The sequence below is a fragment of the Bradyrhizobium sp. 31Argb genome (assembly GCF_043638955.1).
GTDB lineage: Bacteria > Pseudomonadota > Alphaproteobacteria > Rhizobiales > Xanthobacteraceae > Bradyrhizobium.
Map to the genome: position 1 here is coordinate 39,793 of NZ_JBEGDB010000003.1, position 15,050 is coordinate 54,842.

Here is a 15,050-nt window from a genome sequence, read left to right on the forward strand (position 1 = left end):
GTCAGTTCAGGATCGCGAACTTCAGTCGCTCCGCCCAGAGCTTGATCTGGGTTTCAAGGAAGACCTGATCGACGGTGACGGAAGCCTCCGCCACCGGAGCGGCCCGAAGCTCCACCGCAATCGCGCGTACCGCAAGCTTGCCGCGCAGCACCTCCACCAGTTCGGCAGGGCATGTGACCCGCAAAGCCGGCCGGCGAACATCGGAGGCGACCGACGCGAGCTGCTCGACGAAGGTGCTAACCGCCTGCTTCTGCACCGCGTTCGAAATGAACGGCTCGAGGATGCGTGCCGTCACTCCGGCGATCTTGGCTTCAAGCTGCGCGCCCGCTTCGGCGATCTCGCTGGCAATCTTGACAGCCATTTCATCCAGCAGATTGTGCTTTTCCTCGGCGAGCTGCATGCTCAGCCTGTGTCTCTCGTCGGCAAGCTTCTGCTCGAACTCGGCCAAGGCCGCCGCATAGCCGCTGGACCTTCCACGCTCATACGCCTCGTCCTCGGCGGACGGAGGCGGCGGGGCCGCCGGCCGCGGCTGCGCCTTGGGAGTGGAATGCTGGGTGTAGTCGAACGGAATGACGCGGCTACGAGCCTTTTGCGGCTCCGGCTGATCGAAGCTTGCCAGCAAACGCGCGACCTTGTCCGAACTCATGCCGACTCCTCCTGCCTAATCCATTGCTTGAGAATCGCTGCCGCCTGCTTCTCGTCAAGCTGAACGATTTGCTCCAACCGCCTCTGTGGAGCGTGCAGAACTCTTTTCGATATATCCTGGACGAGATTTGGCGGCTCTTCCCCGAATTGCTCCATCGAGCCGCCCTCGCGGCCGAGTAGCGCGGCGGTCTCGCCCGTCTCGAGCTGGGCAGTCTCGGCCGAGCGGGAGTCGAGGATCGCGTTGATCGCGGGCCGCAGGCCGAACCAGATCAGCATTGCCGCGACGGCGACGATCGCGACCGCGCTGACGAAGGCGCCCGACTGCCGCATCAACACATCGGTGAAAGTGATTGCAGGAACCGGCGGGAAGTCGCGCGCGCCTTCCATGAACTCGACCGCCGACACCTGGATCTGGTCTCCACGCTGACGGTCAATACCTGCCGCGGTTGCGGCGAGCTGGCTGATCTCGGCGACCTTTGCCTCCAAGGCCGCATCGCTGGCCTTGTCGCCAAGGCTGGCCTGGAGGCGCGGACGATTGACCAGCACCGCAAGGAACAGCTTGTTGACGACGTAGCCATCGCTCACGGTCGTCGTCGTTTTCGACGACACCTCAAAGTTGGTGACGTCCTCGCGCCGCTGCTTCTCATCGTTGGTATTCTTGTTACCGGACGCGTTGATCTGTTGATCCGGCAGGTTCTGCTGCACCGTCGTCGGCGTCTGCCGATCCAGGCTCTGCGACGATTCCTTCTCACGAACGGCGCGAACCGATCTCTGGACGCGGGACTCCGGATCGTAGACGGTCTCGTTGGTCTGCCGCTTGTCCGTGCTGAGCTGAGTGGCGACGCTGACTTCAAAATTGTCGAGCCCCAGATAGGGCGCAAGCGCCTTGCTGACATTCTCCTGGATCAGCCGGCTGACGACGCGTTGCAGGTTCGCCATGCTTGTCGGCGCCGCACCCTCGTCGTCTGATGAAAGCAGCGATCCATCGCTGTCGAGGACAGTCACCTTGTCGGCCGCCATCCCCGGGACGGCCGCGGCGACGAGGTGACGAATCGATCGCGCCGTTTTGGCATCGGCAGCCCCGTCGGTCCGGATCACAACAGATGCCGAAGGCGGCTGCTGCTCGCGCCGGAACGATCCACGCGCCGGCATGACAATGTGGACGCGCGCGGCCTTCACGCCTTTGAGGACCTGGATCGTACGGGCGATCTCGCCTTCGAGTGCGCGGACGCGGGTGACTTCCTGCATGAAGGAAGTGAGACCGAGGGAGCCGATCTTGTCGAACAGCTCGTAGCCTCCGCTGCTGCTGTTCGGCAAACCTTTCTCGGCCAGCAACGTTCTTGCCTGGGCGGTCTGCCCCGGTCGCACGAAGATGGTGTCGCCTGAGGCATTCACATCAAAGGCAATGCTAGCGTCGCGCAGGACCGAACCGACGCGCGAGACGTCTTCCCGGCTAAGACCGGTGTAGAGCACATCGAATTCCGGCCGACTCAAGTAATAGGCGCCGCCGCCCACACCCAAGAAAACGGCAAGGCCGACAAGCGCGAGCACGGTGAGGCGCCTGGGGCCAAGCTCGAGCAGATTGTTCCAGAGCCGTTGCGCATGTTCGCGGTTAACCATCAAACCCTCTGCCATACTTCCGAATCGATTCTCGATCGTGAAGCTTGTCCGAGGGTTGCGCGGCGCGAACGTAGCAAAACGGCCGCGACCAGGTCGGTCGCGGCCGTCGTAGTCACGAGGTCGAGTCTACTAGCCGCGGAACAGCGACAGGATGCTCTGGCTGCCCGCGTTCGCGATCGACAGCGCCTGAATGCCGAGCTGCTGCTGGGTCTGAAGGGCCTGCAGACGGGTCGATTCAGCGTTCATGTCGGCGTCGACGAGCTGGCCGATACCGCGATCGAGCGAGTCAGTCAGGGTCTTGACGAAGTCCTGCTGCAGGCCGATGCGGTTCTTGATGGCACCGAGGTTGGTCGCCGAGTCGGTGATCTTGGCGAAAGCATCCTGAGTGCCCTGGATGTAGGTCTCGAGCTTGTTGAGGTCAGCAGCGCTGTCGGTGAGCTTCGAGATGTCCAGCGTCGCGACGCTGAAGGTTTCCCAGGCCGTACCGTTATAGGCATCGTAGGTCTGGTCGAGGATGCCCTTCTTGGTGGCGACCGGCGGGGTGATCGCGGTCATCGAGACCGCGGCACCGAGACCGGAGACGCTGGCGTCGATCGAGATGTCCGCGTCGTTGCGGCTCTTGAACGACAGCGCGTCACCGGCCGCCGAGACGCCGACCGACAGACCCTCGATGCCGAGCTTGTTGATCGCCGTCGCGATGTCCTTGAGGGAGGTGTTCTTCGCCACAGCGATGTTGGTGGCCGTGCCGCCGACGGTCACCACGATGTTGCCGCCAACGTCGTTGGTGGCATCGTAGGCACCCGTGGTGGCCGTCGGGAAGGCCTGCGCGGCGTAGGTGGTGTCCAGGTTCGCGTCGTAGAGCTTGATCGAGTCAAGATTGACCGAAAGCGTGTCGATCTTGACGGTGCCGCCGGCACGAGAGAAGGACGAAACGACGGTCTTCGAGGAGTTGTAGCTCGCCGAGGTCGAATCGACCGAGATCCAGTTTTCACCGTTGAAAACCGCGCTGTCGGCGGTGTTCTTCAACTGCTTCTGCAGTTCGGTAATTTCGCTCTGGATCTTGGCGCGATCGACGCCAGGCGTACGGGCGGCAACCAGCTTCGCGTTGATCTGCGAGACGACGCTGACGGTGCCGTTCAGGCCCGTATACATCGTGTCGATGGTCGCGGCGCCGAGGCCGAGGGCGTCCTGCACGGCGCTCAGAGCCATGTTGTCCGAACGCATCGTGGTGGCGATCGACCAATAAGCGGCGTTATCGGACGCCGTCGACACCCGGTAGCCGGTGGAGATGCGGTTCTGGGTGGTCGCAAGACCCGCGCTAACCGTCCGCAGGGTCTGCAGAGCGGTCATGGCGGAGGAGTTGGTCATCAAGCTTGACATTGATTATGTCCCTTAGTGTGAGGTGTTTATCTGGGGGGACATACCGGGCTTTCACCGGTACGGCAGGGCGGCATCATGCCTTTGGGGTTGAAGGAACACCCAACCTGCCGTTCATCCTTGCTAGCATCCGAACCTTACCCAGAGCTGAACAGCAGCTCGAAGATTTGCGGTCCGGATGCCATGCGAGGCACCCGATGCCAGATCATGATCCGATCAGACGAAATCGGATCATGATCTCATCTCTTTGTTAAGCATGATCTCCGCGCAGACGCTGTACATTTATCGCGAGGGAAAACCGGTTTTTTCCGGATCATGCTCTACTGAAACGATCGTACCAGGCCGATGGCGAGGAGATTCCATCCATCGATCAGCACGAAGAACAGCACCTTGAAAGGAAGCGCGAACACGGTCGGCGGCATCATCATCATGCCCATGGACATGGTAAGCGTGGCGACAACCATGTCGATCACCAGAAACGGCATGATGACCAGGAAGCCAATCTCGAAGGCCCTTCGCAGCTCGGAGATCATGAAGGCGGGTATGATCACGCGCAGATCGATCCGCTGGCCGTCGGGCCGCGTCTTGAAGCCTTCGGCCGCCAGGCTTTCAAAGCTTTGCAGATCCTTCTCGCGAACATGCGCCATCATGAAATCGCGGAACGGATCGGTCACACGGGTATATGCTTCCTGCTCGGAAATTTCGTTCTGCATCAACGGTTGAACGCCGTCCTTCCAGGCGCGGTCAAATGTCGGGGCCATGACATAGAAGGTCATGAAAAGCGCGAGGCTGATCATGACGATATTTGACGGCGTCGTCTGCAGTCCGAGGCCTGCGCGCAGGAACGAAAGCGCGACGACGAACCTCGTGAAACTCGTCACCATGATCAGAAGTCCGGGCGCCAGCGACAAGACCGTGAGCAGCGCCACGAGCTGGATGATCCGGCCACTGGCGCTTCCGCCGCCTTGCGGGATCAGCGTGGACAGATCCGGAATCTGGGCCGCCGCCGCGGTGGGGAGAAGAGCCAGGAGCAGGACGAGGCAGAAACGCTTCATTGGATGACCAGTGTTTCGATGATCAGTTCGCGCACCTTTCCGCCCGAACGGATCGCCGCCCGCTCGTTGAGATCCTCGCGAAGATACTGCAGCCCGCGCGCGCCCTCGATTTGCGTCGCCGACACCGTTCGCAGGTAGGACACGATGTCTTCGCCCAGCCGGGCCGCGAGAAGGTTCGCCTCCTCCTCGTTCATCTGATCGGTGACGACCGATCCCTCCATGCGGACCCAGGTGCCGGTCGGCGCCGCCAGGTTGGTCACTACCGGTGAGATCTTCCGCAGGCGCGCCGTCGGACTGAATGCGCTGGCGACCGGCCGCTCCACGGGATCCTTTTGGCTATCCGCGATCCGCTGCCCGGCGGACAGGAGATACAGGCTGGCAAGGCCGCCCGCCCCAGCAGACAGCATTGTAATCAGCAACAATGCGGCCAACCATTGCATCACGTTTCCCATGCTCCGCTCCGCCGCCTGACGAGCTTCGCCACTTCTGGCCGCACCATCGGCTAGAACGGCCCGACCTGGTCGTAGATCTGTTGCCCCCACGCCGGCTGCTGCACCTCCATGAGCCGGCCGCGGCCACCATAGGAAATTCGCGCCTCTCCGATCTTGTCGTAGGGAATGGTGTTGTTGCGGCCGATGTCCCGCGGCCGGACGATACCGGCAACGTTCACGATGCGCAGTTCGTAATTGACGCGCATTTCCTGCGATCCGCTGATCAGCAGGTTACCGTTCGGCAGCACGTCGACCACGACCGCCCCGACCGAGAACTTGACCTCATCGGTGCGGTCGATCTTGCCCGCTCCCTTGGTCGACGTTTGCGAGTCGACGTTGCCATTGGCCTGTCCCTTGGGCGACCAGCCAAATATGTCGACGAGGTAGTCGGCGCTGAACTTCGTCTTCGAATCCCGTGACCGGTCGGTCTTGTTGTCGAAGGTCGCCTTGTCGTTCATGGAGATGGTGACGGTGATGAGATCACCGATGCGTGCTGCGCGCGGATCGCGGTAAAGATCCCTCCGCTCGTCCCACAGCGAGTGATAGCCTGCAGCGTATCGGCTGCGCGGCTCGACGGGAACCGCGCGCGCTTCGGCGTGCAGGCCTTGGCCGATCGGCGACATATAGGGCGCCTGGTTGATCTCGGCGAGGCTGCTCATGCAGCCCCCCAGAGCGAGAACCGGAAACAGAGAAAGTAAGCGAAGAACCTTCATTTGTTCGTCTTCCCGTCGTCGGGGCGCCGCATGCCCGCCAGGGTATCGGCCAGGTGGGCCGCGCGCCCGGTCTCCATCTCGTTGAGGATCGCGCTTGCGGTCCGCACGCGAAGCTTGGCGAGCACGGCAGCCGCGGTTTCATCCGCCATGCTGGCGATCTGCCGTGCGGCGGCATCCGGGTCCATGCCGGAGTAAATCTCGACGACGTTGTCTTCCGCCTTCTTCAGGAAGTCTTCGCGCAGCTTCAGCCATTTCTCGTACTCGGCGCGCTTCGCCTCCAGCTCGGCGATCCGCTCCCGAAGCTTGGCCTCGGACGCTTCAAGCTGCTTTTGCTGCCACGCCACGCGCGCGTCCAACGCTGCATCCGTGATGTTCTTGCAGAAGTCGGTGGCGTCGGATCCGCGCTGATCGGTTGTCGCCGGCTCTGCAGGCACCGATGGCGACGCTGCATTTTTTGCAACGGTCGCAGTCGTCAGCGGCAGCTCAAGCTGGGAATTGCCGGACGGCGCCTCCGGCTTGGCGACAGGGCGAGACGGCACCGCGCGCGATGTCTTGGCGAAGTTGGCCAGGTTCAGCGGCTTCGACAATTTCTGCTCAGGCTGCGCCCATGCCGACGCCTGCGCGGAGAGCGCAAGACACCCCGCAAGGAGCATGCTTCTTCCCAGCAACGTCGCGCGCCTCACCATCCGCTCTCCGCACAGCATCTGTCCGAAGCGTTGCACGTTCAAGCTTGTGCCACGCTGACGCGACGTTCTACTGGATGACAAGATCGGCTTGCAGTGCGCCCGCCGCCTTGATCGCCTGCAGGATCGCGATGATGCCCTGTGGCTTCAATCCGATCTGGTTCAAGCCACGCACAAGACGCTGCAAGTCCGTTCCGCGCAAGATCGCGACTTGCGCGCCATTCTCACCGGCTTCGATGAACGTTTGCGGCACCACGACCGTTTCGCCGCGGCGCGAGAATGGCCCAGGCTGGGAAACGACCGGCATCTCGGTGATCCGAACCGAGAGATTGCCGTGGGTGACGGCGACGGTCGAGACCTGGACGTTTCGGCCGATCACGACGGTGCCGGTCCGTTCGTCGATGACGACACGCGCGGGTGTATCAGGCTCGACCAGCAGTTCGCCAATCTCGGCGATGAAACGAACCGGCGCGACCGAGCGCGGCCGCGACAATACGATCGACCGGAAGTCGCGCTCGAAGGCCATGCTGGCGCTGTATCGTCCCTGACCGTAGTGGTTGATGGCGTCGATGATTCGCGTCGCGGTGACATAATCCGGATTTTTCAGCTCGAGAATGAGTGATTCCATCTGGTAGAATTTGCCTTGCACCTCGCGCTCGATCAGCGCGCCGTTCGGAATGCGGCCTGAGGTCGGAACGCCCTGACTGACCGTCTGCGCGGCACCTTCGACCGAGTATCCGCCGACTGCAATGGCGCCCTGGGCCACGGCGTAGACCTCACCGTCGGCGCCGCGGAGTTGGGTCATGAGGAGAGTGCCCCCCAACAGCGAAGAGGCATCACCGAGCGAGGAGAGCGCGACATCCATCCGCGAACCACCGGTAGCGTACGGCGGCAGATCGGCCGTCACCACGACAGCGGCAACGTTCCGCGTCCGGAGCAATGTTCCCCGAATATTGATCCCCATGTTATCGAGCATCGATTGCAGCGACTGCTCGGTGAAAGGGGCGTTGCGTAACGTATCACCGGTCCCTTTAAGACCGATCACCAGACCGTAACCGATAAGCTGGTTTTCCCGCACACCCTTGAGGTTGGCGATATCCTTGATCCGCACCGCCGCATCGGCGACGGTGCAGGAAAGCAGCAGGACGATGAATGATAAAAGTCGCAATATCATCCGTTTTGAATCCGCACCGATCCGTCCGACTGGATGACGCCCCTGATAATCACGCCCGTATCGAGGTTCCGAAGCTGGATCATGGTGCCCGGACTGCCGGACTGCAGCGATGAGGCGTAGGTGACGATGGTAAGCGATCCATCCTCGACGATCACCTTGACGACATTGCCTCGCGCCACGAGTTTCTGCTCTTCGAGGGCGTTGATCGGGATCGGCTGGCCCGCCACCAGCGTCCTTCGCGCGACCCGGCCAACGAGCGATGCCCGGTCGGCGGCAAAGGCCGCTGCACCGGGCATGTTCGGCGCGAAGGCGCGATCGATGATCAACTCGTCCTTGATCAGATCGCCCGGATAGATCACCGTTGCCGGCACGAGCAAGCGCACGGATTCTTCCGCGATCGCGCCACCACCTGCACCGCCCGCAGCGAGCAAGAGCGCTGCGAGCATGGAAACCAGGGCGAACTGGACGAGCTTCAAGACGCTTCTCCGCTTGCAATCCTATCGAAGGCCCTTGGAGACCGTCGACGCCATCTCGTCGGCCGCCTGGATCACCTTCGAGTTCATTTCGTAAGACCGCTGCGCCGAGATCAATTCGGTGATCTCCTTGACCGGATCGACGTTCGAACTCTCCAGATAGTGCTGATGGATCTTGCCGAAGCCGATATCGCCGGGAACGCCAACGACCGGGACGCCGGACGCCAACGTCTCCTTGTAGAGATTGCCACCAAGTGGATCGAGGCCGGCCTCGTTGGCGAAATTCGCGAGATTTAGCTGGCCGAGCAGGCGCGGATTAACCTCGTTGTCCAGCTTGGCGTACACCTGGCCCGATTCATTGACCGTGACATCGACCGTCCCTTGCGGGATGATAATCGCGGGATCGACGTTGTAACCATCCGCCGTCACCAACTGCCTGTCCGCGTTGGTATTGAAGGCCCCGGCGCGGGTGTAGAGCGTTTCGCCGTTCGGCCCCACGACCTGGAACCACCCTCTGCCGTTGACGGCGAGATCGTAGGTATTGCCGGTTTGCGCCAACGCGCCCTGCAGGTGCAACTTGCGCACGGCCACCGACCGGACGCCCAGCCCCAGCTTGGCCCCTTCGGGGACCGCAGCTTCGCCGGAGCGGTTCGGAACGCCCTGCATGCGATCGACCTGGTAGAACAGGTCGGTGAACTCGGCTCGCGAACGCTTGTACGATGTCGTATTGATGTTCGCAATGTTGTTGGCGATGACCTCGACATTGAGCTGCTGCGCGCTCATTCCGGTCGCCGCGATGGCAAGCGCTCTCATTTGCTATCCCTCAGATCGCCATTCGGCTGACTTCTTGGTACGCCTGCACGACCTTGTCGCGCACGGCGACCGCCATCTGCAGCGTCTGCTCGGCGGACATGACGGCCTCGACCACGCTCTGGGCCGACACCTTGCCCTGGATATAGGACACCGACGCGGCCTCTCCGCCCTTGAGGCTACCGATCGCATCGGCGGCAACCTGCTCCAGGACTCCGTCAAAACCGAGCGAGGGTCGAGCCGCCTGCGGTGCGGCCGGCGCGGACGTCGCAACGCTGCTTGATTGAACGACGCCGGCAACGTCTTTCAGAACCGAAGAAACCGCTTCCATCATCATGGACTATGCCCCCTTCAACAGATCGATCGTCATGGCAACCATCGACCTCGCCTGCTTGATCACCTGCAGATTGGCCTCATACGACCGGTTGGTTTCCCGCATGTCGGCCATTTCGATCAGCATGTTCACGTTCGGCAGCTTGACATAGCCGTCCTGGCCGGCCGCCGGATGAGTTGGCTCGTAGTCGACCCGAAACGGAGCACGGTCGACACCGATGTCCTTGATTTTCACGACCCGCACACCCGCCGCGCGATCGACCTCCGCAGAGAACGTCGTGGTCTTGCGTCGGTAGGGCTCGGCACCGGGCGTACGGCCAGTGGAGTTGGCGTTTGCCATGTTCTCGGATACGACGCGCATTCTGGTCGACTGCGCCTCAAGTCCCGAACTGGCGATTTGAACTGATGCCTGCAGCGGATCGATCATCAAGCCTCGCGTTAGCTCTTTGCACCGGTCATGAACATGCGGTGAAACGATTTGACGATTGCGACATTCAACGAATAGTCCTTGTTGATATCGCCCGCCTTGAGCATTTCCTGCTCGAGGCTCACCGAGTTTCCGGAGTGAACGACTTCCCAGCTATTCTCCTTGCGCGTGCCCTGCGGACGCACGAGCGAGCCGGTGGTCATATGTTTCGGAGATGTGACTGCGAGCGGCACGACTTTGGTATCGAGTATCTTGTCGAACGGCTCGATATCCTGCGCTCGGTAGCCGGGCGCATTTGCATTGGCTACGTTCGACGAAATCGTGGACTGCCGAAGCGACAGCCAGCGTGCGTGAGATGAGGCAAGATCGAAGAGATAAACGGGTCCCACAACGTCCTCGTCACAGTCATCCTATGACGATCGTATACGAACCCAAACTTGTCCGAGGCTGGTGAGATCTCCGCCGTTGATGCGGAGCGTTTTTCACGCACCCGCCTTCTGCTTGCGTGAATGCAGGAAATAGATGATTTCGGCCACCGGACGAAAGAACTCTTGCGGAATCACGCGGTCGACCTGGGCGGCACCGTACATGGATCTCGCGAGCATCTTGTCCGCCACGACCGGCACATTGTTCTGCTCGGCGATTTCCCTGATCTTGAGAGCGATGAGATCCTGCCCCTTCGCAAGCACGGTCGGAGCTGCATCTTCGCCATGTCGATACTTCAGGGCGATCGCATAATGAGTGGGATTGGCCACGACCAACGTCGCGCGGGGGACCGCAGCCAGCATCGACTTTCGTGCCCGATCGCGGGCCAACGACCGCAGCCGCGACTTGACCAGAGGATCACCCTCGGCCTGCTTGAATTCGTCCTTGAGCTCCTGCCGTGTCATGCGCAGGTCACGCCGCCAGTGGAATCGTGCCCAGACGAGATCGAGTGCCACCAGCACGATAGTAGCAATGCTGATTGCCGATACGAGCCGCATCGCAGTCGTCAAGATAAGTTCCGGAACGCCGGTCGGGTCGCTAAACAAGGAATTCACGGCCACAGCCTCCTCGGCCCTCAATACGATGCTCACCACAATGCCTACGGCAAAAAACTTAAAAGCGGCCTTCAGGAACTCGACGCGTCCCTGACCGCCGAACAATCTTTCCCATCCTTGGGAAATCGAAATACGTGAGCTGTCGGGCGTTATCCTCTCGAACACCAGACGCGGAGCGTTCTGCAGAAACGAAGCCGCCAACCCGGCAATCGCCAAGACGATCACGATTGGAAGCAGTAGCGCGGCCGAACTGCCCCCGATGACGACCATGAATTCCACCGCATCCGCACCGTTACGGATGCGAATCCCGGAGGGATCATCGATCAACCGGCTCAGCGTCGATGCCAGTTTCCGGACACTGTCGACCGTAAGGAAGCTCAGGATGATGAGGAGCGCGATCATGGACGAGAAGACCGACGCTTCACGCGAGACCGGAATTTTGCCCTTCTCGACGGAGTCCCTTATCTTCTTTTCCGTCGGCTCTTCGGTCTTGCTCTCCTTGTCGGGTCCCTCGGCCATAACGGTCAGTCTTTACGTGAATACCGGCTGATCTTCCTGATCCGGGTTGAGCTCGATCTCTCCTCGCCCGGCCATGTCGAGCGCAAGGTCCGTGATCGTGCGGCGCGCCTCCAGGATTTCGCGCTGGTTCGAAGGGACGCTGCTGGCGAGCTCGTGCTCGACCAGCCGGCGCGTCCGCGACGCCAGCGACGACAGAATGAGTTCGCGAAAGCTCGTATCCGTTCCCTTCAGCGCCGTCACCGTGCGATCGGTCGGGACCTGGTCGAAGATCAGCATGCGCGCCTTGGCGGTGAGATTGACGATATCGTCAAACGTGAACAGCATCCCCTTCAGTATCTCCGCCGACTTCGGTCGCGATTCGGAGAGATTCTTCAGCGATTCCTCCATCTGCGTCCGCTCCATCTTGTTGATGATGTCGGCCATGCGAGGATAGGTGTCGGATGCGAGGTTGCGCCCGAAGTTGATCATGAAGTCTTCGTGCATGGTCTTCTCGATGACCCCCATCGCCTCCTCGACAACGGGTTTCAGGCTCAGCATGCGGCGCATCAGATTGTGCCGCAACTCCGCCGGCAGCAGGCTCATCACGCGCGCGGCGCACGCGGGCTTCACCCTGGAAAGGATCAAGGCGGCCGTTTGCGGATGCTCCTTGAGCAGATAGTTGGCCAGCAGGCTTTCGGACACGGAAGAGACCCGTCCCCACACCGACTTGGTCTTGTTGCCGAGCACCTCCGATATGATGTCCGTGACCTGCTCGGGAGGAAGAACGCCGGTGAGCAGTTTTTCCAGCTCGCCGACCGTTCCGAAGATGTTTGGCCCGGTCGTGAAGTGCTGGGCGAACTCCTCGATGATCGCCTCGAGCTCGGGACCTGAAATAGGCTTCAATTCCGCCGCTGCGCGCGTGACGAGCTTGATCTCTTCCGGATCGAATTCCTTTAGAACGCCGCCGGAGAGCTCCCGGCCCATGGCCAGAAGGAGCGCGGCAACCTTCTCGGTACCGCTCAGCGGCCTGGCTTCGGAGCTACGCTTTGCAGGTGCATTGAACGCCATTCGGAGATCCCTTACGCCTCTGCATCGCCTGGGGATCCTCCGACGATTTCGGTGAGGACACGCCGAATCGCGAGTTCTCATCCTCCACGACGACGACCGCGCCGCGCGCCACGATTCGACCGTTGACAACCACCTCCACCGGCTCGCCAACGCGATGATCGAGCGGAATGACGGCGCCTCGCCCCAGCTTCATCAGATCGGCGACCGGCATCGTCGCCGAGCCAAGAAGAACCTGGACAGTGACCGGAATGCGCAGGATCGGCTCGAGGTTTGTAAGTCGGCTGGTTTCCTCCGCCGCGCGCGCAGCAAGATCCGCCAGTTTTCCGAACGCGGCTCCTCCCAGCTTGGCCGTCTCCGACGGATTCTGCGTCGGCGCGGTAGCTGATTCGGCTTCGAATGGCTGCTTCATTTCACGTGCTTTCTCGGCAATTTCGTTTTCTGGCGACCACGCCAATTATAACTACCTGCGGGACACATCGGCGCGAGTTTCGATATCGATGATTGCCTTGCGCGCCTCTTCGATCTTGCTCCCGAGGATGTTGACGAGCTGCTTTCCATCGGCGCTGAACTCCCGCACCATGAGCACCATGTCGTCCATGGTTTCAGTGGTCTTGCCCAGAATGAAAGCGAAGTCTCCCTGACTGGCGCGCAGGTGAACGAGCTCCCGGTGCATCCTCGTCACACGGATGGTGGTGACAAGCAGCGCCGCCAGGAGAATAAGGTCAACGAGATAGGATGCCATCGATGAACTCCCGCTTTTGATCCGCCGATTCCTTGACTTGCAGTGAATAGGCCCCGTTTAGCTGTCCCATTTGGCACCAGAACAGCCGCTGATTGTTGCACTCGAGCCTCACGAGGGTGCTCGGCGTGGCATTCAGCTCGATCACCTGACCCACCTGGAATCCCGCGACTTCGCCGAGAGTGAGCGAGCGCTCCTCGAGCACTGCTTTCAGCACCACCTCGGTGCGCTGTATCTCGTTGTGGAGCTGCTTGCTCCAGTTCGGGTCCGTGGATACGGACTCTCCGGACACGATCTGCGAGAGCGCCTGGCGGAGAGGATTGAGAACCGAGTGCGGAATGACGATGAACATCTCGCCACCGCGGTCCAATCCCTGGACCAGAATCTTGGCATATACCGCCATGTTGTTGAGCCGGCCGATTGCCAGATAATCCATCCGCGTCTCGACGCGTTCCAGATTGAACTGGACATCCGAAGCGCGCGAGAACGACGATTGCAATGCCTTGCCGAAGCGTTCGAACAGCGCTTCGGCAACATGCAGCTCCACGTTCGAGAAAACGCGCGGCATGTCCAGCGGCGGCTCCGCCCCGTCGGAGCCGAACAACAGCTCCACCATTGTACATACGAAGTCGCGATCGAAGCCGATGAGGATTCGGCCGTCCCACGCCTGAGCGTAGAACACCGCCACGATCGCCTCCGATTCGCGGCCGTCGAGAATCTCGGAAAGACGGTCGCTACCGACGCCGGTCAGCGAAAAATACGACTGCGATGGCGACATCGACCGGAGACTCTCGGCGCAGAGGTTGGTCATCTGATCGAAGATCACATGCAGCATCGGCATGCGATCGACCGAGATTCCGGCAGCCCCGAGCAGTTGATCCGGCGCCGGCTCGTGCCGCAGCGGCTTGCTTTCCGACATTAGGCCTTTGCTCCCGCCACTTTCGCCCCCTGTTCACCACCGCCGCCCTTTGCGGCGCCGGCGATGGTTTCGTTTTCGACCACGTCGATCGAGGGACGATCGCCAGGTCCGATCATCTTGCGGCCATGCTCGATTGCGATCTGCGGCAGCGCGCCGTTCATGAAGGCGAGCAGCGTCTGCTTGACGATGATGTACATCCGGCATTGCTGCTCGCGCACCATTTTGACCTTGTGGGCCAAAGGCGCAACAAGACCGTACGAGAGAACAATTCCGGCAAATGTTCCGACCAGCGCCGCCCCGATCAAGCCACCGAGAAGCTTGGGCGACTGATCGAGCGCCCCCATCGCCTTGATGACGCCCAGGACCGCAGCCACGATCCCGAGCGCCGGCAGGCCTTCCGCGACCATCATCAGAGAATGGTACGGCTTCAGTTTGCTGCGAACGATCGTTTCGATCTCTTCGTCCATCAGCGCCTCGATTTCATGCGGTCGCGCACTTCCCATGACGATCAGGCGAAAATAGTCGCAAATGAAATGCACGAGAGAATCGTTGGCAAGTACGGTCGGAAAGTTCTGGAAGATCTCCGACGATGTCGGGTCGTCAATATGCGCCTCGACTTCATTGCGCCCCTTGTTGCGCACTTCGCGCATGAGCGCGTGCAGAAGTCCGAGCAGGTCGAGGTAGTGGCGCTGCTTCGGCACAGCCACGGTAAGCGCCTGTACGGTCGCGACACCCGTGTCGATGACGACCTTCCAGGGGTTCGCGACAATATAGGTGCCGATCGCCATGCCGGCGATGATCACAAACTCCCACGGCTGCCAGATCACGCTGACATGCCCACCCATCGCCACGAAGCCGCCCAGCAGGCTCGCGATCGTGACGATGACGCCAAAAAGAATGCTCAAGCACACCGCTCCGAATTGGGACACATTCGTTTAGGCAGCGATCCTTGCACGAAGCTGTCACTGGACCGCCGCGAACAGCC

The 15,050-nt window shown here is 61.2% G+C and carries 18 protein-coding genes and 1 pseudogene; all 19 read right to left on the reverse strand.

Features of this window, described 5'->3' with window-relative positions; genetic code table 11:
* Position 1: 1 nt before the first annotated feature.
* Positions 2 to 646, reverse strand: a complete 645-nt coding sequence (locus AAFX91_RS01115) for a hypothetical protein (RefSeq protein WP_394565303.1) — start codon at positions 644 to 646, stop codon at positions 2 to 4.
* Positions 643 to 2,265, reverse strand: a complete 1,623-nt coding sequence (gene fliF / locus AAFX91_RS01120) for a flagellar basal-body MS-ring/collar protein FliF (RefSeq protein WP_282529134.1) — start codon at positions 2,263 to 2,265, stop codon at positions 643 to 645. Before fliF ends, AAFX91_RS01115 begins: the two co-directional genes overlap by 4 nt.
* Before the next feature lie 129 nt (positions 2,266 to 2,394).
* Positions 2,395 to 3,645, reverse strand: a complete 1,251-nt coding sequence (locus tag AAFX91_RS01125) for a flagellin (RefSeq protein ID WP_130577356.1) — start codon at positions 3,643 to 3,645, stop codon at positions 2,395 to 2,397.
* Positions 3,646 to 3,962: 317 nt separating this feature from the next.
* Positions 3,963 to 4,697, reverse strand: a complete 735-nt coding sequence (fliP, locus tag AAFX91_RS01130) for a flagellar type III secretion system pore protein FliP (protein ID WP_130577357.1) — start codon at positions 4,695 to 4,697, stop codon at positions 3,963 to 3,965.
* A complete protein-coding gene (locus AAFX91_RS01135; RefSeq protein ID WP_394565304.1) occupies positions 4,694 to 5,149 on the reverse strand; it encodes a flagellar basal body-associated FliL family protein in 456 nt (151 codons plus the stop codon). Before AAFX91_RS01135 ends, fliP begins: the two co-directional genes overlap by 4 nt.
* 50 nt (positions 5,150 to 5,199) lie before the next feature.
* Positions 5,200 to 5,901, reverse strand: coding sequence for a flagellar basal body L-ring protein FlgH (gene flgH / locus AAFX91_RS01140; protein WP_130577358.1), 702 nt, complete (start codon positions 5,899 to 5,901; stop codon positions 5,200 to 5,202).
* On the reverse strand, positions 5,898 to 6,554 hold the full coding sequence (locus AAFX91_RS01145; protein WP_282529132.1) for a MotE family protein: 657 nt from the start codon (positions 6,552 to 6,554) through the stop codon (positions 5,898 to 5,900). The genes flgH and AAFX91_RS01145 overlap by 4 nt, the downstream gene beginning before the upstream one ends.
* Positions 6,555 to 6,654: 100 nt before the next feature.
* Positions 6,655 to 7,758 carry a flagellar basal body P-ring protein FlgI gene (gene flgI, locus AAFX91_RS01150; RefSeq protein WP_207234390.1) on the reverse strand — a complete coding sequence of 368 codons (1,104 nt, stop codon included), beginning with the start codon at positions 7,756 to 7,758 and terminating at the stop codon, positions 6,655 to 6,657.
* Entirely contained in the window at positions 7,755 to 8,234 is a 480-nt protein-coding gene (flgA, locus tag AAFX91_RS01155) for a flagellar basal body P-ring formation chaperone FlgA (protein WP_394565305.1), read from the reverse strand. The genes flgI and flgA overlap by 4 nt, the downstream gene beginning before the upstream one ends.
* A 21-nt stretch (positions 8,235 to 8,255) precedes the next feature.
* Positions 8,256 to 9,044 carry a flagellar basal-body rod protein FlgG gene (gene flgG / locus AAFX91_RS01160; RefSeq protein WP_130577359.1) on the reverse strand — a complete coding sequence of 263 codons (789 nt, stop codon included), beginning with the start codon at positions 9,042 to 9,044 and terminating at the stop codon, positions 8,256 to 8,258.
* A 10-nt stretch (positions 9,045 to 9,054) separates the two neighbouring features.
* Positions 9,055 to 9,375 carry a flagellar hook-basal body complex protein FliE gene (locus AAFX91_RS01165; protein WP_130577388.1) on the reverse strand — a complete coding sequence of 107 codons (321 nt, stop codon included), beginning with the start codon at positions 9,373 to 9,375 and terminating at the stop codon, positions 9,055 to 9,057.
* A 6-nt stretch (positions 9,376 to 9,381) separates the two neighbouring features.
* Positions 9,382 to 9,801: a flagellar basal body rod protein FlgC gene (flgC, locus tag AAFX91_RS01170; RefSeq protein WP_028161567.1), complete on the reverse strand. Its 420-nt coding sequence runs from the start codon at positions 9,799 to 9,801 to the stop codon at positions 9,382 to 9,384.
* A gap of 11 nt (positions 9,802 to 9,812) precedes the next feature.
* On the reverse strand, positions 9,813 to 10,190 hold the full coding sequence (flgB, locus tag AAFX91_RS01175) for a flagellar basal body rod protein FlgB (RefSeq protein WP_394565306.1): 378 nt from the start codon (positions 10,188 to 10,190) through the stop codon (positions 9,813 to 9,815).
* 93 nt (positions 10,191 to 10,283) lie between these two features.
* On the reverse strand, positions 10,284 to 11,360 hold the full coding sequence (gene flhB / locus AAFX91_RS01180) for a flagellar biosynthesis protein FlhB (protein ID WP_394565307.1): 1,077 nt from the start codon (positions 11,358 to 11,360) through the stop codon (positions 10,284 to 10,286).
* A 12-nt stretch (positions 11,361 to 11,372) separates the two neighbouring features.
* Complete coding sequence (locus AAFX91_RS01185; protein WP_394565308.1) at positions 11,373 to 12,407, reverse strand: flagellar motor switch protein FliG; 1,035 nt, start codon at positions 12,405 to 12,407, stop codon at positions 11,373 to 11,375.
* Between the two features lie 11 nt (positions 12,408 to 12,418).
* Positions 12,419 to 12,816: pseudogene (fliN, locus tag AAFX91_RS01190) on the reverse strand (flagellar motor switch protein FliN).
* Positions 12,817 to 12,867: 51 nt separating this feature from the next.
* Entirely contained in the window at positions 12,868 to 13,149 is a 282-nt protein-coding gene (locus tag AAFX91_RS01195; RefSeq protein WP_130577363.1) for a hypothetical protein, read from the reverse strand.
* Positions 13,130 to 14,065, reverse strand: coding sequence for a flagellar motor switch protein FliM (locus tag AAFX91_RS01200; protein ID WP_394565309.1), 936 nt, complete (start codon positions 14,063 to 14,065; stop codon positions 13,130 to 13,132). The genes AAFX91_RS01195 and AAFX91_RS01200 overlap by 20 nt, the downstream gene beginning before the upstream one ends.
* Positions 14,065 to 14,910 (reverse strand): flagellar motor stator protein MotA, encoded by an 846-nt coding sequence (motA, locus tag AAFX91_RS01205; protein ID WP_394565328.1) that lies wholly within the window; start codon positions 14,908 to 14,910, stop codon positions 14,065 to 14,067. Before motA ends, AAFX91_RS01200 begins: the two co-directional genes overlap by 1 nt.
* Between the last annotated feature and the right edge of the window lie 140 nt (positions 14,911 to 15,050).